Origin of the sequence: Kitasatospora sp. NPDC087314, from assembly GCF_044744365.1 — a bacterium.
Classification (GTDB): domain Bacteria; phylum Actinomycetota; class Actinomycetes; order Streptomycetales; family Streptomycetaceae; genus Kitasatospora.
Genome location: NZ_JBIUYE010000004.1, coordinates 337,185 through 364,179, shown reverse-complemented (window position 1 = coordinate 364,179; position 26,995 = coordinate 337,185). Strand labels below are relative to the sequence as shown.

The following is a 26,995-nucleotide window of genomic DNA, read 5'->3' as shown; positions in this document are numbered from 1 at the left end:
GCCCGATCCGCCGCCGGCGAGAACCGCCGGCGGCTTCCCGGCGTCGTCCGAGGATAGGCCTGGTCCGGCCGGGTGCCCGCGGCCGGATGGGGTCCCCGGCCGGTGCCGCCACTCGGCGTCGCCCGCCGGGGTGGGCGTTCTGGCGCGAACAGGACACTTCCGGGCACTACACTGCTCCACCCCGGGGAACGCCCTGGGGCGGGGGACGCCCTGGACATCGTGGGGTCATGTGGGGGTATCGGTGCGGATTCGGCTCCTCGGCCCGGTGGAGCTGCGGGCCGGGACGGACGGCTTCGCCTCGCTCCCCGGGGCGCAGCGGCGGGCGATCCTGGCGCTGCTCGCGTTGCGGCTGGGCCGGGTGGTCGGGGTCGACGGCTTCTGCGAGCTGCTGTGGGGCGAGCGGCCGCCGGCCAGCGCCCGGGCCGCCCTGCAGGGGCACGTGGCCGCGCTGCGCAAGGCGATCGCCGGCACGCCGTTCGTGCTGCACACCCGGTCGTCCGGCTACCTGCTGGCCGGTCCGGCCGAGGAGGTGGACGCGCTGCGCTTCGACGCGCTGACCGCCCGGGCCGCCGGGCAGGCCGGGCTCGGCGACCACGCGGCGGACGCGGAGGCGATCGCGCTGCTGGAGCAGGCGTTGCGACTGTGGCGCGGCGAGGCCCTGGCCGATCTGCCCGACACCCCCATGCGCGCGGCCGTGGTCGACCAGCTCGGCGAGGCCCGCACCGCCGCGGTGCTCAGCTGGGCCGGGCTGCGACTGCGTCAGGGCAGTGGGGCGGCGGCGGTGCCGACCCTGGAGCAGAACGTGCGGACCGACGGGCTGCGCGAGGAGCTGGTGGCGCTGCTGATGCGCTGTCTGCACCAGGCCGGACGGCCGGCGGACGCGCTGTCCGCCTACCACCAGGCCCGGGTGCGGCTGGACCACGAGCTGGGGATCCGGCCCGGCCCGGCCTTGCAGGCGGCCCTCGCCGAGGTGCTGTCCGGGGACGACGCCGAAGCACCGGTGACGGCCCGCCCGGCGGACCCGGCGGGCCCTCCGGCGGCCCCGCGGGTGCCCCGTCAGCTCCCGCGCCGCCCGGTCGACTTCGTCGGCCGGGAGCCCGAGGGCCGCTGGCTGGACCGCGAGTGCGGCCCGGAGCGCGCCGGTGACGGCCTGGCGCTGGTGGTCGGCCCGGCCGGGGCCGGGAAGAGCGCGCTGGTCACCGCCTGGGCGCACCGCTGCGCCCCGCACTTCCCGGACGGGCAGCTGTTCGCCGACCTGCGGGGCCTCGACCCGGCCGGCCCGGCGGACCCGGCGGCCGCCCTCGGCGGCTTCCTGCGGGCGCTCGGGGTCTCCGAGGCCGCGGTGCCCGCGGACCGGGACGGACGGGCCGCGCTCTACCGCGACCGGACCAGGGGGCGGCGCGTGCTGGTGGTCCTGGACGACGCCGCCGACGCCGACCAGGTCGCCGACCTGCTGCCGCAGGGGCCCGGCTGCGCCGCCGTGGTGACCAGCCGCGGCTCGTTGGAGGGGCTGGTGGCCGCCGACGGCGCCGCTCTGCTGCGGCTGGCCCCGCTGCCCGGGACCGACGCCGTACGGCTGCTGGAGCGCGCGCTCACCCCCGACCGGCTGCGGGCCGAACCGGCCGCCGCCACCGAACTGGCCGGGCTCTGCGACCACCTGCCGCTGGCCCTGCGGATCGCCGCCGCCCGGCTGGCCACCCGGCCGGACTGGACGATCGCCGACCTGGTCGCCGAACTCGCCGACGAGCAGACCAGGCTGCCCGTCCTGGACGCCGACGGCGCGACCGGCGTCAGCACCGAGCTGCTCCTGACGTACCGCCGGCTCTCCCCCGGCGCCGCCGAGTTGCTCACCCTTCTCGCCGTCCACCCGGGCCGGGAGGTGGACACCCTGACCAGCGCCGCGCTGCTCGGCGCCGATCCGGCCACCGCGCGCCAGGCGCTCGGCGAACTCGCCGCCCACCACCTGCTCACCGGCGCCGCCCCCGGGCGCTACGGCCGCGCCGAGCTGGTCCGGCTGTTCAGCGCCGGGCTGCTCGCCGAGCAGCCCGAGCCGCGCCGGCGCCTCGCCCGGGAACGGCTGCTGGACTACTACCAGGCGGCGCTGTCGTACGGCGGCGAGCTCATCGAACCCGGCCAGGTCGGCTTCGGCACGCCGGCCCACCCGCCGAGGGCCCTGCCGCCGGCCGGCGGCATCCGCAGCACGCTGGAGTGGTTCCACGCCGAGGAGCCCGCGATCCGGGCGCTGATCACCGCCACCACCACCGACCCGGGGCGGGCCTGGCGGCTGGCCCTGGCCGCCGGCCCGCTCTACTACGCCTCCAGCCGGTTCACCGACTGGCTGACCTGCCTGCGCGCGGGCGGGCAGGCGGCCGAGCGGTGCGGCGACCACCTGGCCGCCGCCCAGCTGTACGGCGCCCGGGCGAACGTCCTGCTCGGGCTGGAACGGCGTCAGGAGGCGGCCGAGGCGGCGCGCCGGGCGGTGGCCGGCAGCGAGTCCGCCCCCGGGCCCGAGGGCCGCTCGGTGCACGCCCGGTCGCTCGCCACCCAGGCGCTGATCACCGCGATGCTGGGCAGCGCGACCGAGGCCACCCGGCTGGCGTCCGGCGCGGCCGCGCTGGCCGTGGAGACCGGCGACCCCGGGCGGCTGGCCGTCGCGCTGGTCCACCACGGCTGGGTGAGCCTGCTGGCCGGGGACCGGCAGGGCGCGCTACGGCAGGCCCGCGAGGCCAGGGAACTGCTGCCCGCCCGCCCGGTCACCTCGATCCACCTGTGGTCGATGCTGACCGAGGCGCACGCGCTGCCCCCGTACGGACGGGGCGAGACCGCCGACCTGGCCTGGCACCAGCTGCTGGCCGGCTGCGAGGAGGCGGGCCTGCTCTACCTGCAGGCGATCGCCGAGCACTCCCACGCCTCCTACCTGCTGAGCCGGGGCCGCGAACCGGAGGCGCTCGACCGGCTGCGCTCGGCGCTGGAGCGCTTCCAGAGCCACGATCGGCTGGCCGGGGTGCGGAGCGAGTTCACCTCCAGCCTGGAGGAGTCGCTGAACTCGCGTCCGGCCAGGTGACTCCGATGGATCATCAGGCACCGGTAACCGGTCGCCGGGCACCGCTCATCAGGCGTCGGTCACCGCGAGGCGGCGGCGCCGGAGCGGTCGAGCGCCGCCGCCTGGCCACGACCGTCGGCCGGGCCGTAGCCGTGCTCCGCCGCGAGGACCGGGCGCAGCGCCCGGATCGCGTAGAAGTTGCGGGACTTGACCGTCCCCGGCGGCACCCCGAGCCGGGCCGCCGCCTCCAGCACCGAGTGGTCCCGCAGGTGCAGTTCGACCAGCACCTCGCGGTGGTGCTTCTGCACCCGGCGAAGGGCCAGCGCGATGTCCCGGGCGGCGACCACCTGCTCGTACGGGTCCTCGTTGAGCGGGCGGTCCTCCATCGGCTCGCCGATCATCTCCTTGGCGCGGGCGGCGGCCATCCGGTGGTGGTCGATCGCGATCCGCCGGGCCACCGTGAACAGCCAGGGGCGGCTCTGCTCGGCACCGGCGGCCAGCGCCGCGGGGTTCTGCCAGGCGCGCAGCAGGGTCTCCTGCAGGATGTCCTCGGCCTTGCCCCGGTCGCCGTGGGTGGCGCGCAGCAGCGCACGCAGCAGGTAGCCGCCGTGCAGCCGGTAGATCTCGGCGAGGGTCTCCGGGTCGAGGGTCGGCCGGGCCGACTGCGGTGTGCGTTGCGCGGGAACGACAGCCGTGGTGGCCGACGGGTCCGTGCCGGCGGGCGGCTGGGCGACGGACGTGGGCTGGGCGACGGGCTGCTTCGACACGCGCGACCTCTCAGATCGGGCAAGGGCAGGGCGACACACCGACCGGACGTCCCCGGCGGCTACGAACAGCAGCCTGCCCACGGCCGCCAAGGCCGCGCCAACGATCCGCCAACGCCCCGGCCCCGCACGGCCGGGCCGCCGCCGACGGCACCGCTCAGGTGCCCGCCCAGATGCCCCGGGTATCCGTTCAGGTGCCCGTTCAGGCCTCGTTGAGCACCCGCACCAGTTCCTGGACCCCCTCCTCGCCCCGGTGCTCGATCAGCACCGCGACCCAGGCCGCCAGCCGTTCCCGCTCCGCCGGCGACCAGCCCGGCGCCGAGGGGTGCTCGTCGACCACCAGCGCCGCCGCCAGCTCCTGCAGCCCGGGTGCGGGCTCCGTTCTCCACCGCTCGGTCGGCAACGCCCGCAGGGCGAGCCGCCGGGCGACAGTGATCACCTCCTCCGCCGCGCCCTCGGGCACCGCCAGCACGGGCGGCCCGGGCCGGCTCGGCGCCTCCTGCCGCACCAGCGCCGCGACCACCTCGCGCATGTCCGGCCCATCCGGATCCATCGTGTCCCTCCCCCTGCCCCGCCGAACGGGACTCACACCGGTTCCTCCTGGGTGGCACTCGACGCCCGCCGAGTGCCATCGGAAGACGGTATCCACTGGCAGCCGGTCCAGTAGAGGGTTTTCCGGTACGGCCGGGCGGCTGTCGCCCGGCCACCGGTTCGGCCGGCGATGAGGCCCCCCGGGCCCTGGCTAGCCCATCGTCCGGTGGCCGGCGGGCCGGGCCGTGCGGACGGCGCGGTGCGGGGTGGTGCGCAAGAGGTCCTCCAGGCGTGACGGGAGACGCGATGCGCGCCCTGCCCCGCTCAACGGCCCCTCCACCGCAGGCGGTTCACCCGGGCCCGGCGACGGCGCCGAGTGCGTCGGAACGGGCCCGCCGCTCGTGGTCCAGGGCGCAACCGTGGACGTGAGCCGGCCCTCTCACGCCCCGTTGAACGGTGCCCCCCGCCCGGCCCGTTGAACCGATCGGACGGCCCGTACGCGGCCGGCGTGGGAAGCGCCGGAATCCGGTGTACCGAGCAGGGCCGACGCGGCGACAGGAGGCGGACACATGGCGGCCGACCGCACGCACACCGGGCGGGTGCACCGCCTGGCGCAGGACTCGAACTGGGACCTCGCCCCCGACTACAGCCCCTTCGCCCCACCGGCCGGGCCCCCCGCCGGACCGGACTGGCGCCGGCCGCTGGACGCCCTCGGGACGGTCCTGGTGCCCCCGCAGGCTCGACCGGCCCCGGCCGAGCCGCCCACGGAGCTGCTCCCCCAGGCCCCCCAGGCCCCCCAGCTGCCCGAGGCCCCCCAGGTCCCCGAGGTACCCGAATTCGCCCTGCCGCCCCAGACCGCCCAGTTCCCCCCGCCACACCCGGCCCCACAGCCGGCCCCGCAGCCGGCCCCGCAGCCGGCCCCCGTCGCGCGACGCGGCCGCCGGGCGCTGGCCCTCACGGCCGGCCTCGGTCTCGGCCGGGGCGAGCGGGAACGGGAGCGGGAGCGGCTGACCGCGACCATCCGCACCCCGCTGCACCGCTCCTTCCGGATCGCGGTCGTCGGCCTCAAGGGCGGGGTCGGCAAGACCTCGACGACCCTGGCGCTCGGCTCCGTCCTCGCCGAGGCCCGGGCTGACAAGGTCGTCGCCGTCGACGCCAACCCGGACACCGGCACCCTCAGCATGCGGGTGCACCGGGAGACCCGGGCCACCGTCCACGACCTGCTCGCCGCCGAGGCCACCATCACCGGCTACATGGACGTCCGCCGCTTCACCTCGCTCACCCCCAGTGGGCTGGAAATCCTGGCCAACGACGCGGACCCGGCGATCGCCAACAGCTTCAGCGGCGAGCACTACCGGCGGCTGGTCGACCTGCTGAGCCGGCAGTACCCGATCATCCTCAGCGACTGCGGCACCGGCCTGCTGCACAGCTCCATGCGTGCCGTCCTCAACCTCGCCGACCAGTTGGTCATCACCGCCACCACCAGCGTCGACGGCGCGAGCAGCGCCGACGCGACCCTGGAGTGGCTGTACACCAACGGCTACGGCTCGCTGGCACAGCGCAGCGTGACCCTGATCTCCAGCGTCCGGAGCAACGGCCGGACGATCCGGGTCGAGGAACTCGTCGCCCACTTCGAGAGCCGCTGCCGCGGCGTCGTGGTCCTCCCCTTCGACGAACACCTGGCCCTGGGCGGCGAGTTCGCCCCGGAGAAGCTCCGCCCCAAGACCCGCCGCGCCTACCTCGACCTCACCGCCCTGGTCGCCGAGGGCATGCACTTCGCCCCGCCCGCCACCGGCCCCCACGCCGCCGCCGCGCCCACCTGGTAGCCCGACAGGCGGATCGGCCGCCCGAGCAGCACGGCGGGTGGCTTGACCAGGCCGGACGGAGAAGCCGGCCGGCCTGGCAACGCCGGGGCCCGCCAGCCGCGGGGAAGGCCGGGGCCACGCGCCCCGCGCAGGATGGCGTCCGACGACCGACCCGGGCGCCGGTCGACGCCGGACGGCGACGCCGGAGCTGCGAGCTGTCGCCACCGGCTCACCGGCGACGGCCCACGCAGGACGGCCTGCCCTCACCGGCTGCCGGCCCCGGGGCGCCGGGCACGGCGCCCCGTCAGGCCGACCAGCGGCCGGGACGCCAGGCGCGCCGGCGGCCTGCGGTGCACATCAGGGCGGTGCCGACGATCAGGGTGACGCCCGCGACGGTGCCGCCGGCGATCAGGGCGGCCTGGTGGGGGGCCGGGTCCGGCGGCGGGGGCTGGACCAGGGACACCGTCAGGGCGGGCCTGGGGGTCGCCGGAGCGTCGCCGGGCAGGGGGGTGCTGAGGGCGGCGAGGGGATCGACGGTCCCGTAGCCGAGGTGCGGGTCGGGCACGGCGGTGCCGGGGTGGTAGGCGGTGGCCCGGAGGCGGTCGGCGAGGCGGGCCGGGGTGAGATCGGGCCGGTAGGCGAGGGCCAGGGCGGCGGTTCCGGCCACCAGGGCGGTGGCGAAGCTGGGCCCGGCGCCGGTGAAGTAGCCCTTGCCGCCGGGCCCGACGCTCAGCACCGCGTCGCCCGGGGCCGCCAGGTCGACCCGGACGGCGCCCGCCGCGCCGCTGGGCGGGGCGCCGTTGGGGGCCAGGTCGGAGACCGCCAGGACGTCCGGGAGGGCGGCCGGGTAGGCCGCGGCAGGTGGCGCGGACGGGGCGGACGGGGAGGCACCGCCCTGGTCGGGGGCGGCCGGGGCGATCACCAGGGCGCCCTTGCCGGTGGCGTAGCGGACGGCGTCGCCCAGTTCGGCCTCGCCGGTCGACAGCGCGAGGCCGACCGCGATGACCCGGGCACCGCCGTCGGCCGCGTCCCGGACGCCCTTGGCCAGCAGGGCCGGGGTGGTGATCCCCGCGTCGTCGGTGACGGCCACGGCGAGGATCCGCGCCTCGGGCGCGATGCCGGCGAAGCCGACGCCGTCCTGGCGCCGGGCGGCGATGAGTCCGGCGAGGAACGTGCCGTGGCCGACGCAGTCGCGGGTGGAGTCGCCGGTGCCGAACTCGCGCGGCCCGGGGGTGAGGCGGCCGTCCAGGACCCCGGACGCCGGGTCGACCCCGGAGCCGACCACGGCGACGGTCACCCCGGCGCCACGGCTGAGCTGCCAGGCGGCCTCGGGGCGCAGGTAGGTCTGCGCCCACGGGGTCCGGTCGGTGCCCTTGTCCGAGGGCTTGAGGCAACCGTCCGGCCGCGCGGCGCCCCGGTTCTGGCCGATCACGGGCAGCGCCGCCGGGTCGGCCCCGCCGGGTGTCGGGGCCGCCGCGCCGGGTGTCGGCGCGGCCCAGGCGGGGGCGGCCGGGAGCAGCAGGGCGCCGCAGCAGAGCACAGCGGCGGCGGCCCGGACCGAGCGGCCCGGCGCGCCGGTCACACCGCACTCCCCTGCGGCAGCCCGGGGATGTCCTGGGGCAGCAGCAGGCTGAGTTCGGACAGGTCGCCGACGTCGAACCGGGCGAGGCGCCCGGCCTGCCGGGTGACCATCGCCTCCAGCGTCTGCCGGGCGAAGCGGCCGTTGCCGAAGTTGCGGTCCCGGGGGACGGTCGCGCACAGCTCGCCGAGGGCTGCCAGGGTCTCGGGGGCGCAGACGTAGCCGGCCTCCTCCGCCTGGAGGCGCACGATGGTGACGAGTTCGTCCGCGCTGTAGTGGTCGAAGGCGATCTGCTGGGAGAAGCGGGAGGCCAGGCCCGGGTTGGAGCTCAGGAAGCCCTGCATCTCCTCCTGGTAGCCGGCCACGATCACCACGACCTCGTCGCGGTGGTCCTCCATGAGCTTCATCAGGGTGTCGACCGCCTCCTGGCCGAAGTCGCCGCCGGCGGCGCCGCCGCGCGGGGTGAGGGTGTACGCCTCGTCGATGAACAGCACGCCGCCCCGGGCGCGTTCGAAGGCGTCCCGGGTGAGCTGGGCGGTGTGCCCGATGTAGCGGCCGACCAGGTCGGCCCGGGCGGTCTCGACGAGTTGGCCGCGCGGCAGCACGCCCAGTTCGGCGAGCAGCGCCCCGTAGAGCCGGGCGACGGTGGTCTTGCCGGTGCCGGGCGGCCCGGCGAAGACCAGGTGGTGACTGACCCGGGCGGTCGGCAGGCCGGCCTCCTCGCGGCGGCGGACCTGGGTGATCAGATTGACCAGGTTCTCGACCTGCTCCTTGGCGGCGGACAGGCCGACCATCGCGCGCAGCTGGTCGAGCAGGTCGCTGCCGCGCTCGGCGCCCGGTCCGCCCGACCCGGCCGAGCGGGCCGCGCCGGCGAGTTCCTCGCCGAGGTCCTCCGGCAGCAGCTGGGCGAGGTCGGCGTCGGTGATGTCGGCCAGGACGGCCAGCCGGGACGCCTGACGGTCCACCATCTCCTCGAACACCTTGCGGGCGGCGCGGCCGTTGCCGAAGTCGGCGCCCTTGGGCATCCGCGTGAAGTGGGTGCCGAGCACCTCCCGCGTGGCGTCGGCGAGTTCGTAGCCGTGTCCGGCCGCGGCCCGCTCGACGATGGTGACCAGTTCCTCCGCCGAGTAGTTGCGGAACTCCACGGTGCGGCTGAACCGGGAGGCGAGACCGGGGTTGGAGCCGAGGAAGGAGCGCATCTCGTCCGAGTACCCGGCGACGATCACCACCACGTCGTCGCGGTGGTCCTCCATCAGCTTGACCAGGGTGTCGATCGCCTCGCGGCCGAAGTCCGGCCCGGTGCCGCCGGATCCGGCGGACAGCGTGTACGCCTCGTCGATGAACAGCACGCCGCCCAGCGCCGACTGGAACACCTCGGTGGTCTTGATCGCCGTGCCGCCGACGATGGACGCCACCAGGTCGGCCCGGGCGACCTCGGTGAGGTGGCCGCTGCGCAGCACGCCGAGCTCGGCGAGGATCGCGCCGTAGAGGCGGGCGACGGTGGTCTTGCCGGTGCCGGGCGGGCCCGCGAAGATCAGGTGCCGACCCATCGGCAGCGCCGGCATCCCAGCCCGTTCACGGCGTCGGGCCAGCTTGTTGAGGTTGACCAGGGTGGCGACCTGCTCCTTGACGCCCTCCAGGCCGACCAACGCCTGCAGGGCCGCCTGCGGGCCCTCGGGCTCGGGCGGCGGCAGGTCGTCCGGGTGCTCCGCCGCTGGCTCGGCGTCGTCGGCCTCGGGCGCGCCGGCCGGCCGGGCGGCCACCGGGCCGTCGTCGTCGGCGGCGGCGGTCGCGGTGCCGTGGCTGTCGGCGCGCCCGTTGTCCCGGCTGGTCAGGTTCTCCACCGAGAACCGGTCGCTGGGCCTGGTCTGGCGCAGGCCCGAGCCGCGGTTGCCGGTGACGGTGCAGCCGGTGATCCGGATCGGCTCCTCGGATTCGGCCCGCAGCCCGTCCTGGGTGTTGCCGACCAGCTCGCAGCCGGTCAGGGCGGCCCGGCTGCCGGCGGCCAGCAGGACGCCGTGCCGGCGGTTGCCGTGCACCCGGGAGCGGGCCATGGTCAGCTCGCCGCCGTCCTCCACCGCGATCCCGTCCGCGGTGCATTCGGCGACGTCGCAGTCGCGGAGCGAGGCGATGCCGCCGTGCCCGACCTCGACCCCGGTGACACCGGCCGCGTTCGGGGCTCCCTTGCCGGTCGCGGCGCTGCCGCGGACGGTGGTGCCGCCGACCTGGGTGTTGCCGCCGTCGGCGACCAGCAGGGCGGCCAGCCCGGTCGAGGCCAGCACCGAGGACTCCAGTCGCCCGCGCCCCTCCCGCAGCACCTCGACGCCGTGGCCGCCGACCTCGGCCACGTCCAGCCGGCGCAGCAGCGGGTTGGCGCCGTCGCGCACGCTGACCCCGGCGCCGGCCGCGCCGCGCACCTCCAGCCGGTCGAACTCGGCAGCGCTCTCCCCGACCAGTTCGACGCCCGCCGCGCCGCTGTCGCGCACCGTGGTGCGGGTCAGGGCCGGGCTGGACGACTCGTCCACCAGGATGCCGGACAGCTCCGTGCCGACCACCTCGCACTCCTCGAAGGAGCCCCGGGAGCGGTCGGTCACGTGGACGCCGTGGCCCTTGGTGCGCGCGGTGCGGCAGCGCCGCACCACCGGGTCGGTGCCGCCGGCCAGGACGAGGCCGTGGCCCCGGGTGTCCTCGACCGCGCAGTCCTCCAGCAGCACCTGGGCGGCCGAGCTGAGGTAGACGCCGATCGGGGCGCTGCGGACGGAGGTGCGCAGCACCCGGGTGGTGCTCTGCTCCTCCAGCGCGATGCCCGGCTTGTCGGTGGCGGAGATCTCGCAGTCCTCGATCGAGCCGCGGCCCTCGCCGTTGGCGCACACCCCGTTGCCGCGGGCGTCGCGCAGCACGCAGCCCCGGACCACGGGGTTGGCCCGCTCGCCGATCACCACGGCGGAGCTGCCGAGGTGTTCGACCACGCAGTCCTCGATCACGCTGGAGCCGGTGGAGGTCTCCACGATGCCGGCCCCGGCCGGGTTGACGACCCGGCAGCCGCGCATCGCCAGGGCGCCCTGTTGCCGGGTGAGCACGGCCGTCCAGGAGTTGCCCGCCACCTCGCAGTCCTCCAGGGCGGCCTGGCCGCGCGGGACGTCGACGGTGGGCAGTTCCTCGTCCTGCCCCTGGAGCACCAGCCCGGTCAGCTGGACGGCCTCGGCCACCACCTGCACCACCGCGCCCCGCCGGGGCGAGATCCGGACGCTGCCCCGGGCCTCCGCGGCGGTGATGGTCACCATCTTGGTGATCACCAGGTTCTCCTCGTAGCGGCCCGGGCGGACGCTGATCACCGTGCCGCTGCGGGCCGCCTCCAGCGCGGCTCCGATCGTGCGGTAGCCGCCGCCCTCGCGCTGCTCCGCACTGACCGTCAGCACATGGCGGGTCATGGCGCGTTCTCCTCCGTCGTTCGTGACTGTCGTGCGGTGGTGCGGGTCCGGCCCGGTGCCGGGTGGCGCGGGTCGGTCACCCGGTGCAGTTGGCCCGGATCGCGGACGCGGCGTGGTGGGCGTACGTCTTGGTGGGGCCGTCCCAGTCCAGGCCGCGGTCGTGCAGCACCACGGCGATCTTGCCGCCGTTGAGCGGGAAGGTGCCCGCCGAGACCCACTGGCCCCGGCTGCCGACCTGGTTGACCGGGAAGGAACCGGACGCGGAGCCGCTCTGGACGGTGTAGAAGGACGGCGCCCCGCCGACCGCCTTGACGTCCCCGCTGTTCGGCACGTACACCGAGAGCTGGCAGCTGCCGGTGGTGACCGACCCGGTGTTGAACGTCCAGACCACCGAGTTGTCGTGGTCCTTGGCGTCGCCCGACATCGGCATCGAGTAGTAGCCGCCACTGCAGCCGTCCCCCGCGTAGCCGCCGGAGTTGTTCCGCCAGCCCTCCTGCCCCTTGTCGAACCAGCCGCGCGCCTGGGCGCCCCCGCCGCTGCATCCCGGGCCGGCCACCCCGGCGTAGCTCGGCGCCGGGGGCGGGGCCGGCTGCGCGGCCTTGGCCGGGGGCTGGGCGGGGGGCGGCGCGGCCGGGGGCTGCTGGGCGGCGGGCGGCTGCTGGGCGGCGGGCGGCTGCTGGGGCTGGGTCTGCGGGGCTCCGCCACCGCCGCCACCGCCGGCACCGCCACCGCCACCGCCACCGCTGGCGCCACCACCACCGCCACCCTGGTTGGCCGGCGCGCCGCCGGCGCTCTTGCCCGCATCCGGCTTCCCGGAGGTCGACGGCGCACCGCCACCCGCCGGGATCCGTCCGGCGAACGGCACGGTCTGGTTGCCGCCGTCGCCCTGGTCCGGCACGGCACCGCCGGCGGCGGCCGCCCCACCGGCCGCGGCCGCGGCAGCATCACCGGGCGGCGGGCCCGCGACCGGCTGAGCGTTCGCCACCGGCTGCTCGCCCAGCGGGTTCCCGTGCGCGTCGGCACCCGGGACGAACCCGTTGCCGCCGTCCTGCTGCGTGTACCCGGCCGGCGGCGGACCGTCCGCACCGGACGGCCCCGGGTCGTCCCCGCCGAACTTCGAGATGCCCAATGGCACACCGACCAGTACCAGGCCCGCGATCACGGCCGCGGCCACCATCGGCCGGGAGATCCGGCGCGGCCCGCCGCCCTCCTCCTCGGCCGGCGCCGGGCCGGGGACGGCGGTCACGCCCGCGGGCGCCTCGGCGGCGGCGGTCGCGGCACCCGCGGCGGGCTTCGCACTCTCGACGGCCGGCGCGGCGCCGCTGGCGGACACCGCCGCGGGCTCCTCCTTCGCCGGCTCGGCCTTGGCGGGCTCGGCCTTGGCGGGCTCGGCCTTGGCGGGCTCGGCCTTCGCCGACTCCGCGTTCGCGGGCTCCGCCTTCGCGGCCGCCGTCGGGCGGGCCTCCAACTCCTCGGGCACGACCCACGCCACGGCGGGCAGCTGGATCCCGGCGCCCTCCGCCCCTTCCGTCCGGCTCCCCCGGCCGCTCCGGTCCTTGCCCACCCTGGCCCCCTGGCCCTCGATGACGATGCTCGGCAGGGACGGCCGCCGGTCAACCCCGGTCGAGGCGGGCGAACGGCACGTCCACCCGTCTCGACGGCCGGGAGACGCCCGGAGGTTCAGCTGCGGACGAACTCGTCAGTCGGCCTTCTTGTCACTGCTCTGACCACGCCTTCCTCGACCGCCGTCCTTGCCCCGGCCCCGGCCGCGCCAGGCCGTCTGGCTGCTCCCTCCGGCCGGGCTCGATCCGGATCCTCCTGCGATGGTCGTCTGCGGAGTAGTCGGAGTCTGCTCGGGGGTCGTCGTCGGCGCGGTGCTCGACGGCTGCTCGGAGGTGCTCGACTGCTCGGTCGCGGCCTGGTCGTCGTTCTCGGCCTCGGGCTCGGGCTCGGGCTCGGAGCCAGGATCGGAGTCGGAGATGTACGGCTCGTCATGAGCACCCTGCGCGGGCGAGTAGCCCTGGGGAGCGACGATCACGCCGTTCACGAAGTCGAGGTTCTTGCCACCCTCCTTGGTCGGCACTTCGGTCCCGGTGATCTTCTTCTCCAGCGCGGCCATCGCGTCCGGGTTCTTCTTGATGCAGTCCGGTGCCGCCCAGCCGTTGAAGATCTTCCCGTGGGTACCGCCCGTCACCACGACGAAGCCCAGGTCCTTCGCGATGTGCTCGTTGAAGATGGCGTGGGCCCAGTGGCACGCCATGCAGTCACGCTTTCTGCCACCGATCGGCCAGGGCGTCAGCCCCAGTTCGTCGGCCCTGGCCTTGCCCTTCTCCTCGGCCGTCCTGCCGCTTCCGCCTCTGGATGTCTCGCTGTCCGAATCCTCGCTGTCCGACCCCTCGCCGTCCGAATCCTCTCCGTCCTCCGTCGCGTCCTCTTCCTCCGTCGCGTCCTCTTCCTTCGCCTCGGCCTCCTTCGCCTCGGCCTCCGTCGTCTCCTCGCTTCCCTCCTTCTCGGCCTCCTCCGCCTCCTTCTTCTTCTGGGCCTCCTCCGCCTCCTTGGCCTTCTTCACGGCCTCGTCGAACTCCGCCTGCATCTGCTTCTGGACCTCGTTCAGGAGGTCCATCTCACCGTGGAGGCAGCCCTCGCCCTTGCCCTTGACGTTGGGGAGCCACTTGATCTTGTTCGGGTCCTTCAGCGCCTCGCGGACCGCGTCAAATCCCCCGCCGTGGTCGTCGAAGCCCACGAAGTCCTTGTGCCGGTAGTTCCCGTCCCGAATCGCTCGGAGCTTCGCCAGGTCGTGGTTCCGGCCTTCCCTGCCCTCCGGCGTGGCAAGGTTCGCCAGACGAGTCGTCGCGTCTGCCCTCTTGCCCGACCCCATTCCGGAGTTACCCGCGACGTGGACCACGCCGTCGATGACGGTCAGGGCGAGGTGCGGCGTGCCGGTGTCCTTGAAGCTCATACCACTGCCGTACCGGTCGGCGTCCATCATGACCCGCGCCATCCGGTCCAGGGAGCGGCCGAAGGCTCCGCGCAGCGAGTCGGTCTCCTGCCCCAGAGGCGCCTCAAGGCTGGGCGCGCGCAGGTCGAGAAGCTGCTCCGAGTAGCCGGGCTCGCCTGCTGTGCCCTTGACGACGTAGAGCTTGCCGTCCCTTTCGATCACGTGCCCGATCTGGCTGCTCGCCGACTGCGCACTCGCGCCGCGCGAGGCCGAGCGGGGCGGGTTGTTCCCTCCCGGCGGCACGGTTCCACGACCACGACCGGTTCCACGCCCACGACCGGTATCGGTATCGGCTCCACGCCCACGACCGCGCCCACGAGCGGAATCGGTGTGCGGCGTCGAATCGGGATCGGTTCCACGCCCACGACCGCGCCCACGACCGGAATCGGTCGGCGGCGTCGAATCGGGATCGGTACTGGTCCCACGTCCGCGGCCCCGTCCGAACCCGCCCCTGGTGTCGTTCCCGCGCCCCCGGCCGCGATCCGCCCCGCGCGTCCCTGGCGGCGACGCTGCCGCCGAACTGCTCCCGGATCCGGCGGGGTTGAGGATCTGTTGGATCAGGTCGGCCTCCGAGAGCGGCTGCGGCGGCACGGGCGGCTCGAGGTCCTCGACGTCCTCCTCGACGTGTTCGTCGACGTGCTCCTCGCCGTCGACGCCGCGCATGAACTCGTGGAAGCCGCCCAGCATCTCGTTGTCGGCGCGGGTCTCGCGGACCGGGTTGACCGGCCCGGCGTTCGCCGTCTCCGGGTTCTCCCCGAAGAGCCGCTCCAGGATGGGCAGCAGCACGGGCTCGTGGTCGCGGACCCAGTCGGCGCCGTTGTTGCGGGGCCGGTTGGTGCCCGGGTCGTCGCCGCGGTTGGTCCCGAGGTACACGTTGCTCAGCTGCGCGAAGAACTCCCGCTCGTCCGACGAGGAGTAGTTCCCGACCAGCTTGCCGTCCTTGTCGTGCACCGGGCCGTCGGGCCAGGCGGCGGTCGACTCGGTGCCGAACAGCTGGCCCAGGGTGTCGGCCATGTGGTTGTCCAGGAAAACGTCCCGCACGAGCGAGCGCTCGTCGTCGGTCAGGCTGAACTCGTGGAGGGCGTGGGCGAATTCGTGGGTCGTGGAGGAGTAGCCCTCCTCGAAGCCCGCCACCTCGCCGATGTCGGTGTCCTCGCCGAGCAGGTTCTCCTCGGTCACCGCGATGCGTTCGTGCTCGGCCGCGCCCCGGACGGTCTCCCAGAGTCGGCCGCCCTCGCCGACGGTTCCGCCGGCCATGTGGCGGAAACCCTCGACCTCGGTCATCGCCACGTCGCGCGGCACGACCACCACGCGCACCTTCCGCGTCAGCAGGTCGGACGCGACGTCCGGGTTCTGGAGCATCAGCTCCAGCTGGGCGTGCGCCGCCTGCCGCGCCGACACCGGGCGGTGCACCCGGTGATCGACGTCCACCAGCAGGCGGGCGGCGACCGTCGCGAACTCCGCCGAGGACAGCCGCTTCCGCAGGGGTCCGACGAAGTCGGTGTCGGCCGCGAGGGCGCGGCGGACGTCGGGCGCGAGCGAGTCCAGGGTCAGGAGCCGATCCTGCAGGCTCATCTCCAGGATGTCGGACGCCCTCGGCGGCCCGGCGGGCGGAGGCGGCGCGACCGGCTCGACGTGCGGAGGCGGGGTCACCGGTTCGACGGCCGGAGGCCGCGTCACCTCCTCCTGCTCGACGTGCGGAGGCAGCGGCGGCGTTACCGGCTCAACATGCGGAGGCAGCGGCGGGGTCACCGGCTCGACGTGCGGAGGCGGCGTCACCGCCTCAACCTGCGAGGCCGGGGCGGACGGCTCGACGTGCGGCGGAAGCGGCGGTGCGACCGGCTCACCATGCGGAGGCGGGGTCACCGGCTCGACGTGCGGCGGTGCGGTCTCGGGTGCGGGCCGCACGGTCCAGGGGCCGGGGCCGAAGTCGGCGCCGCCGGTGTAGAGGTCCGTCGCTCCGATCTCGATGACCCGGTTGACCTCGGCCTCGTCGTCGTTGGGGCTGACGCCGAAGCTCAGCAGCACCGGCGCGCCGTTCTCGTCCGTCCGGCCGGTGGCGACGGCGACGTGGTTGCCCTGGCCGTAGATCACGATGTCGCCCTCGCGGGGCAACGGGGTGTCGTGGGAGGTCGAGTCGTAGCTGGTCCTGGTGTGCGGGAGCAGACGGGAGATCAGGTTCCTCGTCCACTGCGGTCCCTCCAGACCGCTCGCGTACGTCTCGTGGACCCACTCCCAGGAAACCAGCCCCTGGGAGTGCGCGGTGAGCAGGACGGACTCCCAGCAGTTGAGCGTGCTGCCGGCCGCGAGCGGCGGCGGCTGGTCGGCCGGGCCGTCCAGCGCCCAGGTGGCGAAGTCGGTCTTCTCCAGGTCGAGCGCGCCCGAGGCGCGCCACTCCAGCACGACCTCGCGCCGGGCCAGGTCGCGCATGGCGTCGGCCACGTGGCGGCCGCCGTCCGGAACGGGCAGGTCGAAGCGGCCGCCGAGGTGGTCGGCGCGCAGCGTGAGCAGGCCGTCGAGGAAGGCCTGCGGCAGCGGGCCGGCGTCGGGGAGGGCGGTGAGCGCCGCGTCGTCGAGCAGCCCGAGCTCGTGGAGCCGGCGGCCCGCCGCCAGCACGTCCGCCGGGCTGTTCACCGCCCCGGGGCCGACGCTGTCGGTGAGCTCCAGGCCTAGCGTGCGGGCCTGCTCGGGTGACAGCGGCGACCCAAGGTACTCGGTCACCGCCTGCACCAGCGGCTCGACCGCCGTCTGGGCCACCGGGCTCCTCAACGGCGGCGCGTTGCGCAGCCTGACCCGGCGCTCCTCGATCTTGCGGAGCAGCGGCTCCGCCTCCTGCCGTGCGGCCTCGGCGGCCTCCGGCTGCAGGACGTTCAGTTCCTCCAGCCGGCGGGTCAACGCCAGGACGTCCGAGGGGGCGTTGTTGTGCCGGCCCTCGGCGCCGACGAAGGCTCCCGAGGCCATCCGCAGGCCCTTCCGATCGCCGGGCACCCCCCGATTGGCCTGCGCCGGCAGGAACTGGGTCGGCTGCGGGGCGAGTTGTTCCTGCTCGTGCTGCGGCTCGGTGTCGGCGTTCTTCGGCGGCTCCGGGGCCTCGGGCTGCTCCTCGCTCTGGTTCTCCTGCTCGGGCTGCTCCTCGGCCCTGTCGCTCTGCTTGGGCTGCTCCTCGGCCTTGTCGCTCTGCTTGGGGTACTCCTCGGCCTGGTTCTCCTGGTGGATCTCCGGCTCGGGATCCTTGGGCTGTTCCTCGGCCTCGTTCTCCTGCGCAGGCTGCTTGGGCTGCTCGGCCTGGTCCTTGTTCTCCTCGCTCTGCTCGCCGCCGTTTCCGCTCTTCTGCTCCTTGCCCTGCTCGGTGGGCTTCGTGGTGGGCGGCTTCAGCTGTCCGGGGGCGCCACCGAGCAGTTCGGCGACCTGCCCCGCGATGTCGTTCGAGGCCGGGGGTGCGGGCTTCGGCTCCTCAGGCTCCGGCACCTCGGACTTCGGCACCTCAGGCTTCGGCACCTCAGGCTTCGGCACCTCGGACTTCGGCTCCTCGGACTTCGGCACCTCGGACTTCGGCACCTCCTCCGTGTCCGGCGGGAGGTCGTACCGGTCGGACGGCCGCCGGCCCTCGCGCCAGTTCTCCTTGGTGAAGTAGAGGTCGCTCGGCCCGGTGCGTTCCCGCGTGACCGACTTCTTCGGAATGCCCACCACGACGGGGACGTCGCCGACCACCGTTCGCGGCCGCCACGACCAGGGGCCGGAGCGGTGCTCGAAGGAGAAGGTGAACTTCACGTGCCCCTGGAAGCGCACCAGTGGCTCGGGGAACTTGGAGTTGGCCACGGCCCGTTCCGCGAGGGTGCGTTCACCGCCGGTACGGCGGCCTGCGCCGCCGCCGAAGGTGATCCCAGCCGTGATCTTGCCCTTGACCTTGGAGAACTCCGCGCCGATCTGGCCCATCAGCTGCGTCATCCGGGAGGACAGCGCCCGCTCGGTGAAGCGGGTCGCCAGTTCGGCGGACTGGGCGATCTCCGACTTCTTCTCCTCGCGCCCCTGGCCGAGGCCGATCAGTTCGGCCCTCACCCTGACGCTCACCGTGTCGAGGACGCCCAGCCGGAGGGTCTTGACCCGCTCCCCTCCCGCCGTCAGGTCCGGAAGGGCGTCGATCAGGGTGCCCCGGTCGATCATCCGCCGGAGCTTGCGCATGGCGGCCGAGTTCTCGTCCAGCCGGAATTCGTTCCGGCCCAGGGTGGTGAGCAGGTTGCGCAGCGATCCGACGTCGGGCAGGTCGACGACCATGTCCTCGGCGCCGAGGCCCTGCCAGACCTCCCTGGGCGGCACCGGGTGGATGGTCTCGGCGGTCTCGCGCTTCGGCGTGGTCGTCTCCTCGCCCGGGCGCGGGGCCCGGTACGAGGCCTGCTCCGGGGTGGTGACCACATGCGTGTCGGAGGTCTCCAGCAGCACCTCGAAACCCAGCTCGACGGCGACGGTGGCCTGACGGCGGCCCCGCCCGGTCCTCGTCGGCGCGACGGGCGTGCTCGGCGCGACGGTGTTCTCCGCGCCGCCGTCCTTCGGTGCCTCCTTCTTGGGGCTCTCCTGCGCGGCCTCCTTCTCCCGCCAGGCACGGGCCGAGTCCTGGATCCGCTGGCTCTGCCGGAGGAGTTCGGCTTCGAACGGCTTGGGCAGGGGGGCGTCCTCGGGCAGCTTCTCGGTCTCCCGGCGGAGCTCCTCCTGGCGCAGCCGTTCGGTCCGCGCCTCCTGCGGGGCCGCGCCGTGGGCGGGCTTCGCCGCCCCCTTGCGGCGCATCTCGACCTGGATCGTCGCGGTGCCCTCGAACACGCTGCCGGCGACCTTGGTCTTGGTCGCCACGCCCGTCCGGCCGCCGCCGTCGTGCTCCGCGATCCGTTCCTGGCCCCGGACGTGGCTCAGAGTGGCGCCGGCCACGACGGCTGCGGGCACCGCCCCGAGCGGGTCGGTGGTGCCCACCACCCGCCCGGTGAAGGCGTCGTCGGTGGCCCGGTTGTGGCCGGCCTTCCCGTCGGCGCCGCCCTGGGCGACGCCGCTGGTGCCGCCGGCCGCGAACTCGGTCTCGGCGGTGTCGGCGGTGTGCCGCATCTCCCGGACCCCGGCCCAGCGGAGCACCACCGTGCCGCCGGGCACCTTCACGAAGACCTCCTGGCCGGCCATCAGCGCCCGCAGCCTGGACTGCAACGCTCCCGGCAGCAGGGCCGGCTGCAGTGCCTGCCGAACCCGCTCCCAGCTCGCGCCGTACACCTCCCGTCCACGGCCGTCGAGCTGGTCCAGCAACGAGGTGTGGACGAACTGCTGACCGCCCGACGGCTGGGGCCCGGCGGGCGGCTTCGGCGTCCCGCCCTCCTGGCCGGACGCGTCCGCCTTGGGTTCCGGCGCCCAGACCCGCAGTACCACGTCGGAGCCGCTCAGCACGCCCGAGGAGACGATCCGCTCCGGCACCGAGCGGAAGGTGCCGGGGGTCGGGGCGGCACCGGTCTTCGGGTCGATGGGGAGTTCGCGGACGGGGAACACGAAGTCGGCCGCCGTGCCGGCGGTCGTCCTGCCCGAGGCCTGGGCGAGCCGCTGCCGCTCCGACCGGCCGAGCAACGCCGTCGGTCGCGTCGACTTCGCCACGACCTCGACCTCGAAGCCCACGTCACCGGTGAACCGGGCCGCCCGCTCGACCGTCTTCTCCTTCTCGGACCGGCCGGTCACGACGTCCCGCGTCGAGCCCACCGTCTCCTGCTCGGCGGAGGACTGACCGAGCGTCATCGCGACGTACGGGAACTTCATGTCGAGCGCCGCCGTCACACTGGTTCCGCCGCGCACGTCGCGAAGCGCCCCGGTGGACGACACGGTCTCGCCGCCGCGCTCGAACTCGCACTTCTCGATCAGCCCCTGGTACTCCCGCATGGTCACCTTGGCTCCGACGACCCGGACCTCGACGGTGATCCCCTGGTGGGACACCGTGACGCTCCAGCCGCCTCCGGTGGTGAGGGCCGACAGCCGTGGGCGCAGCGCCGTCTCGTCGAGGTGCGGGGCGAGGGCGGCCTCGACCCAGGCCCAGTGATCGCCGAACAGCGGCTTCAGCCTCGCGCCCACGGTGTCGAGGACGGCCCTCGCGTCGTGCAGCCCGAGGACGGGGTCGGAGGGAGCGAGTTCGCCGGTCCGGGACACCCGGGACGGCGGCTGCACGGTGAGCGTCCGTTCCGGTGCACCGCCCGTTCGGGGGGCCTTCGGAAGGAGCGGGATGTTCTCGACGCCCGGCGTTCCCCCGACGAACGGGGTCTCCTCCGCATGAGGGGTCTCGTCGACGGGCTGGACCTTCGGGCGGTCGAACACCAGGCGGGCCGGGAGAAGACCCTCGCCCTCCGGCGTCCGGTGCGGCGCCGTCAGGGACTGCGGGACGGCCAGCAGCGCCCGGACCAGGGCCCGTTCGGGCGTGGTCGTGCCGCCCCCGCCGTCCTCGGCGACCTTGACGTCCAGCTCGACGGTGGCCAGGTAGACGACCATCTTCTCGGCGAACTTCGCGTTGGCGGTGCCGCTGACGGAGTCGGCCGTCCGGTCGCCGCTGCGCCACCGGGTGGTGTGGCCGGCTCCGCCGGTGACCCCCACGACGGTGCCGGGAGGCTTGAAGTCGGGCCCGCCCTGGAGCTGGCCGCCCGCCGCGTGGAACGTGTTCTCCCGGACGCCGCCGCCCGCCGCCCACTCGTTCACGACGTTCAGCTCGGCGTCCTTCTCGAACTCCCGGACGTACTCCAGCTTCTGGACCTTCGCCCCGGCCAGCACCAGGGCGTCCCGCTCGCCGGTCCTGACCAGCAGCGGCGAGCGGAGGTCGATGCCGTGGCTCATCCCGGTCAGCAGGGCCCCGAGCCGCTCGCGGCGGAAGGCCCCGCGCACCGACGGGCCGAGCTCGTTCCAGCCCTGGGGGCCGAAGGTCCGGCGCCCCAGCGCCTCCAGGACCTCCCTGAGCGGCCGGACGGGCTCGGTGGTGCCGTTCCCGGGAGCGTGCGGGACGACGTCGAGCACGACCGTGCCCGGCGGGAGGCCGTTCTTGCCCTTCGCCGGGTCGGACCCCCACAGCTCGGGCTTGGGCTCCCATGCGGCGGAGCCGGGGTTCAGCTCCGGCCCCTGGAGCGGTCCCGGTTCGGTGTCGGGACGGTACGTGTTCTCCGCGCCGGGGGGTTGGCATTCCGCGGTCTCGACGAGCACCCGGAAGCCCAGCCGCGTCGTCGCCCGGCCCGGGGCGACGTCTCCCTCCGCGCCCTGGTGCACCAGGGTGAGTTCGGCGGTGCCGTCGAAGATCGTGCCCTTGACCTTGGCCTTGAGAGCGGTTCCGGTCCGCTGGGAGTTCTGCTCGATGGTGTTCCGGTCGCTGCCGCGCTGCCCGTTCAGGCCCCCCGTTCCGCCGCCGCCGAGAAAGCCCGTTCCGCCCGACTGTTTGACCGAGACGCCCAGCGCGAGCGTCCGGGCCTTGGTGTCGGACGAGGTGACGACGCTGGTGACGTCGGCGCCGGTGTTGAACTCGCCCGCATCGGTGTTCCGCAGGTGCGACAGTTCCAGCACCTTCGCCGACACCAGGATGCTGCCCCGGCCGTCGGACAGCGGGATCTCCAGCAGCTCACCGGCCGTCATGGACCTCAGCTGGGTCTGCAGGCTGGGCAGGTCCAGCTGGGCGAGGATCTCGGCCCGCACCGAACTCCAGGCGTCGCCGAACCGCTGCCGCCCGAAGGCCTCCAACCCGGAGGGCTCGGCGGCCGGTCCGAACAGCGCCGTGTCACCGGCGGCGGTGTTCCCGCGCTTGTGCAGCGTGCGGACGTCCTTGACCACGTCCATCCCGCCCAGCGCCGCCGTCCGCAGCACCCGGGCCGGCGGAGCGTGGCGGGTCACCGCCGGCGGCGGCCCGGCGGGCACGGCCTCGGCGACCGGCGTGGCGATCCGCACCGGCAACGGGACCGACACCGGCTCCGGACGCTCCTCCGGGCCGGTCCGCCCGATGTCCACCAGCGGGGTCCGGGAGAACGGCGGCGTGAGCGTCCGCACGCCCGGGACCTCGGAGAAGTCGAGGTTCAGCCGGACCGTCGCGTCGACCCACAGCACCGGCTCGGCGGTCTTCCTCCGGTGGGTCATCCGGCCGGTCGCGGCAACCATCACCGCCTTGCTCCGGTCCACCGACCCGCTCACCGGCCCGGACAACCCGGTGTTCGACGCCGGCTTGCCGCTCACCACCACACCGCCGCCCCACCGGGACCGGCGCTCGCGCAGGGCGCCCGTTCCGGCGGACGAGTCGCCGCCGTCCTCGAACTCGAACTTCTCCGTCCGACGCTTCGTTCCGGGCGTCTCGACCGTGGCACTGATCCGCAGCGTCCCGGTGCCGCCGCCGAGGTCCAGGGGCACCAGCAGGTCGTCGCCCCGGGTCATCCGGGACAGGTTGGGCGCCAGCGTCCGAACGTCGAGCTGCTCGGCGAGCTGCCGCCGGATCTCCTCCCGCCGGCTCGCCGAGACACTCGGGGGCAGCTTCGCGAGCACGGCCGCCACGACCTGGTCGTTCGCCCCATCGACCAGCACCACCCGGTCGCCCGCGCTGATCCAACCCTGCTCCGTCATCCGGCTCGGCGGGGCCGGGAGGGGCTGCTCCTGCTTGGGCTGCTCCTGTTGCTTGGGCTGCTCCTGCTCCGTGGGCAGGACCTGCTTGGGCTGCTCCTGCTCCGGCTGCTCCTGCGCCTTGGGAAGATCCTGCTCCGGCTGTTCCTGCGCCTTCGGCTGTTCCTGCTCCTTGGACTGCTCCTGCTTCGGCTGTTCCTGCTGCTTCGGCGGATCCTCCTGCTGCCCGTCGTGATCCGGCTTCGGCTTCGGCTCGGGCTCCTTCAGCGGCGGAGGAGTCGGCTTAATCTGCGACTCGGCGACTGCGGGCGCCTCGGCCGGGCGCTGCGTCGTGGGCTGAGGGGTCGTCGGCCGCATCGCGCTGTAGTGGGTCACTCGAATGTCCTGCTCATTCGAGCGGAGAATGTGGACGACCTGCTCCGACGCCTCGTTCATCAGGCGGGGCACGGGGTTCTGGTCGTGCACCCTCAGCTGAATGCCGAAGGCGTGGGCGGCGACCACCGCGATCTCGTCGTAGAACGGGGTGCTCCACAGCACGCGGTTGCGCACCGCCATGTCCACGAACTCGCTGAGCCGCCGATCAGTCAGGTCGGACGGCGTCAGGCGCCGGGGATCGCTGTCCCCCGGCTGCACCCACATCCGCTCCTTGAGCGCCGGGATCCGATCCAGTAGTCGAGCCCAGACCGCCGCCTGCGGCGGCCCGCCCGCACCGAACACCGCGAGGAGGTGATCGAGCACTTCGTCTCTGGTGAGACCCAAACCCTGCGCGTCCGCGATCGTTTCCAACTGCTGATGAGTGAGATCGTGATCGGAGAGCAGGAACCGAAGGGGACTCATCCCCAGGGAGTCGAGGTCCTCCCGCTGCGTGGCCCCCTCCTCCCCCCGGAACCACTCGGAGACGGTCGTACGCGCGCCTCTGACGTCCAGGTGCCCGTGGGCCCAGGAATCCAGTTGCCGGGGCGCGCTGGCCAGAATCGATGTGAACAGGCAGTTGCCGTCGCCCGGGACCCGCAGGACGTCGAACTGCGACCCGTCCCCCGCCGTCCGCCGGCCCGTGACGGGCCAGTCCCGCGTGGCCGGTGTCGTCGGCGCTGCCGTCGGCACCGTCGGAGGGACGGCGGCGGCCCGCTCGTTCCCACCGAGCACGCCGAGGAGCCGGGACTTCTTCTTCTTGGTCTTCGGGTCCGAGGTCTCCACGGCAACGGGCCGGCGCGAGCCCTGCTCGGTGTCCGCCTCCTTCCCGGGTTCGAACTTGACCCAGCGTCCGCGCGTGCCGTGTTCGTCGCTCAGGATGCCGAGCGGGGCGACGCGCTGGCCGATGCTCACGCTGATCGTGGTCGTGGACGCCCACACGACGCGCCCGGTGGCGTTGGCCAGTTCCTGCGCCAGCACCTTGCCGTTGTCGCCGCGGGCACCCGCCTGGCAGGCGAGCAGCACGATCTGGGTGTCGGGCGGCATGCGCCGGAAGCTGGGCCGCCGACGGATGACCTGGCCGAGCGCCTCGCCGGTGACGTAGACCTTCTTCTTCCCGCCCGGCTGATCCGACAGGGTGGTCAGCGCCGCCGCGAGGTGGGTGGCGTGCGTCATGAACGTGTAGATGGGGTCCGAGACGTTCCAGGGGACGAGCCCGATCGTGCTGAGGTCGGGATTGTCCGACTCGGCGGCGGGCCTGGAATCCTTCTGGTCGAAGTAGTCGGACGGCAGGTACTCGAAGTGCGGGGTGGTGGGGTCGAACCCGTCCCGGATCGGCTCCCACTTGCGGGTGAGGGAGCTGTCCCGGAAGAAGCGCCCGCCCGACTGCCGACCGAGCGGGAACAGGATGGGCTGACTGTCGAGGTCCGTCTCGTCGACCACGTCCGGCTTCTTCACGTCGACCAGGTGGCCGTTGTCCTCGCGGACACCCATGGTCGGGATGGAGCTGGCCCGTTCGTTCTCCGGCAGGGTCGGGTCCGGCGGAACCTCCTTGATCCAGAACCCGCGCTCGGCCTTCGTGTGCTTCCTCTCCTTCAGCTCGGGCCGCAGTTTGGCCTTCACCTTGATGAGGCCGCCGGTCAGCGACGTCTCGACGGAGTTGGTCCACACCGTGCGGCCGGTCGCCTTGGCCAGCGCCCGCGGGAAGTCCAGCTCCGTGCCCAGCGCGCCCGGACCGACCAGCACCAGCGGGGTCTCGGGGGTGAGCTCGTCGTGCGGCAGGTCTGCCGCCACGCCCTTGGCGAGTGCTTCGGGTTCGAGGTCTTCCAGGTTGTCGGGGATCAGCACGAGCAACGGCTCGTGCCCGGTGATCTCGGTCAGGCTGTAGTGCTTGTTCTTCTCCGGGGTGTCGCCGCCCGGCTGAGCTCCGGGCCGCTGCACGGGCTCGGGGGCTCCGTCGGACGGCTTCCCGGGGTCGGACCAGTAGTAGACGGTCCGCACGTCCTCGGCCACCTTCGGCAGGGGCTCCGCCTTGCGGCCTCCGCCCACCACGATGCCGATCGTGGCGCCGGACGGGTTCGTCAAAGGGCGGGTCTGGTAGCGCGTCTTGCGCTTCTCCGGTTCCTGTTGCACCGGGTCGTCCCCGGCGGGGACCAAGACAGGCTTCTCCTTCGGCGCCGGGTCGACCTTCTCGGGGGTCGGGACGGACTCCTCCTTCGGCGCCGGGTCAGCCTTGTCGGGGGCCGGGACGGACTCCTCCTTCGGCGTGTGCTTCGACAGCTCCTGCCGCAGGGCGGCGCGCAGATCGGCCCCGCTCAGGGCCGGGTCGATCCTCGCGGCCGCGTCCACCAACGCCCGCAGGTGCTCCGGCAGCGGGCGCTGCCACTCGGGCAGCCCGTTCAGTTCGTGCGCCATACCGGCCAGCCAGCCGCCGGTCAGGAAGGGCACCCGCATCTTGTACTCGTCGCGCGCGAGGTTCTCCATGCGACGCAACGCACGGACCTTGTCGAAGTCCCGGGTGGTCCCGCCGGGGGGCTCGTCGGAGTGGTAGAGGCCGTCGTGGATCTTCAGCAGCGCTCCGGCGGCCAGCCGCTGCTGCGAGGACGGGGCGGACGAGGAGGACTCCTCGCCGGACGGGAGCGTCGTCGAACCGCCCGTGTCCTTGACGAGTTCCCTGGCGGCGTGGTCCAGGGCGTCCTTGTCGACGGTACCGCCGCCGCCGTCGATGCCACGGGTGACGATCGCCTCCGGCGGGGCCGCGGCCTTCTTCGCGGCCTTCTTGGGGGCGAAGCTGCTGTCGTCCTCGCCGAGGCGGTTCCGGTCGGGTGTCGGATCGGTGTCCTCCGCCGTGGTGTCGTGCTCGTGCTCGCGCTCACTCTCACGCTCGTGCTCACGCCCGTGCTCGCGGCCGCGCTCCCCCTTCGTGCCCGGGAAGTCGGGCATCAGGTCGTGGCGCTTCAACGAGTCGACGTTGACGCCCAGTTCGGACGCCAGCCGGTGCCAGGGGTCGGCCACCCCGTTGGAGCGGTGTTCGGCGAGCAGCTTCCGCGCCTCGGCCAGGGACACGTCGCCGTGCACGCCGGAGCCACCACCCGACTCGTCCCGCATGTCGGCCAACTGCCTCTGCCACTCGGCCTCCTCGGCGGCCCCCTGTCGCGCCTGCCGCTCAACCTCCTGCGCCTGCCGCTCGGCCTCCCGCTGCTCCTCGCGGGCCGTCTCCTCGGCACACAGACGCTGCCGCTCCTGGAGGGCTTGCCCTTCGGCCTTGGCGCGGGTCGCCGCGTCCTCCGCCCGCTTCTTCCGGCGTGCAGCCTCCTTGGCCTCCGCCTCCGCGGCCTCCCGGGCGCGCTGCTCGGCCTCCTGCTGGAAGACCGGATCGTTCTTCTGTTCCTCCCTGCGCTGCTCGGCAGCGTCGCGGCGCCGGTCCCGCTGGCCCGACTCGGTGACGCGCCCGTCCCGGGTGGCGTCCTCGCCGCCCAGCCTCTCCCCCGGGCTGGAGAACTTCTCCGCCGGGGCCTTGCCCTTCGACCCCGACGTGCCGGAATCCTTCAGGTCATCAAGCCCGTGAATCCCGGTCTTCTTCGGCGGATCCGACTTCTCACCACCACCCGACGCCTTCGGCCCCTCATCCTTCGACGGCACCGGCAGGCCATCATCCGTCAACAGACGCCCACCACCAGGGAACTTCTCCGCCGGAGCCTTACCCTCACCCGAATCCTTCGGGCCACCAAGCCCGTGAATCCCAGTCTTCTTCGGCGGATCCGACTTCTCACCACCACCCGACGCCTTCGGCCCCTCATCCTTCGTCGGCACCGGCGGGCCATCATCCGTCAACAGACGC

General features: G+C 74.2%; 8 protein-coding genes. 2 read left to right on the top strand and 6 right to left on the bottom strand.

The window, feature by feature from the left end:
• Positions 1 to 241: 241 nt before the first annotated feature.
• Positions 242 to 3,064: a BTAD domain-containing putative transcriptional regulator gene (locus ACIO5E_RS10835; RefSeq protein WP_400665886.1), complete on the top strand. Its 2,823-nt coding sequence runs from the start codon at positions 242 to 244 to the stop codon at positions 3,062 to 3,064.
• A 59-nt stretch (positions 3,065 to 3,123) separates the two neighbouring features.
• Here the strand turns inward: ACIO5E_RS10835 and ACIO5E_RS10830 are convergent, their stop codons facing one another.
• Both ACIO5E_RS10830 and ACIO5E_RS10825 read right to left on the bottom strand, forming a co-directional pair.
• A complete protein-coding gene (locus ACIO5E_RS10830; protein ID WP_400665884.1) occupies positions 3,124 to 3,810 on the bottom strand; it encodes a sigma-70 family RNA polymerase sigma factor in 687 nt (228 codons plus the stop codon).
• A gap of 199 nt (positions 3,811 to 4,009) precedes the next feature.
• Entirely contained in the window at positions 4,010 to 4,360 is a 351-nt protein-coding gene (locus ACIO5E_RS10825) for a hypothetical protein (protein WP_400665882.1), read from the bottom strand.
• 547 nt (positions 4,361 to 4,907) lie between these two features.
• Between ACIO5E_RS10825 and ACIO5E_RS10820 the strand changes: the two genes are divergently transcribed.
• Entirely contained in the window at positions 4,908 to 6,164 is a 1,257-nt protein-coding gene (locus ACIO5E_RS10820) for an AAA family ATPase (protein WP_400665880.1), read from the top strand.
• Between the two features lie 283 nt (positions 6,165 to 6,447).
• On the opposite strand, the gene ACIO5E_RS10815 is transcribed toward ACIO5E_RS10820, so the two are convergent.
• From ACIO5E_RS10815 to ACIO5E_RS10800, 4 genes are all read right to left on the bottom strand, one after another.
• Positions 6,448 to 7,725, bottom strand: coding sequence for a S8 family serine peptidase (locus ACIO5E_RS10815; protein WP_400665878.1), 1,278 nt, complete (start codon positions 7,723 to 7,725; stop codon positions 6,448 to 6,450).
• Positions 7,722 to 11,153 carry a right-handed parallel beta-helix repeat-containing protein gene (locus tag ACIO5E_RS10810; RefSeq protein WP_400665876.1) on the bottom strand — a complete coding sequence of 1,144 codons (3,432 nt, stop codon included), beginning with the start codon at positions 11,151 to 11,153 and terminating at the stop codon, positions 7,722 to 7,724. Before ACIO5E_RS10810 ends, ACIO5E_RS10815 begins: the two co-directional genes overlap by 4 nt.
• Positions 11,154 to 11,229: 76 nt before the next feature.
• The gene (locus tag ACIO5E_RS10805; protein WP_400665874.1) at positions 11,230 to 12,717 is read right to left on the bottom strand and encodes a hypothetical protein; all 1,488 of its coding nucleotides are present in this window, start codon (positions 12,715 to 12,717) and stop codon (positions 11,230 to 11,232) included.
• A 135-nt stretch (positions 12,718 to 12,852) separates the two neighbouring features.
• Positions 12,853 to 26,796, bottom strand: a complete 13,944-nt coding sequence (locus tag ACIO5E_RS10800) for a hypothetical protein (RefSeq protein ID WP_400665872.1) — start codon at positions 26,794 to 26,796, stop codon at positions 12,853 to 12,855.
• Positions 26,797 to 26,995 lie beyond the last annotated feature (199 nt).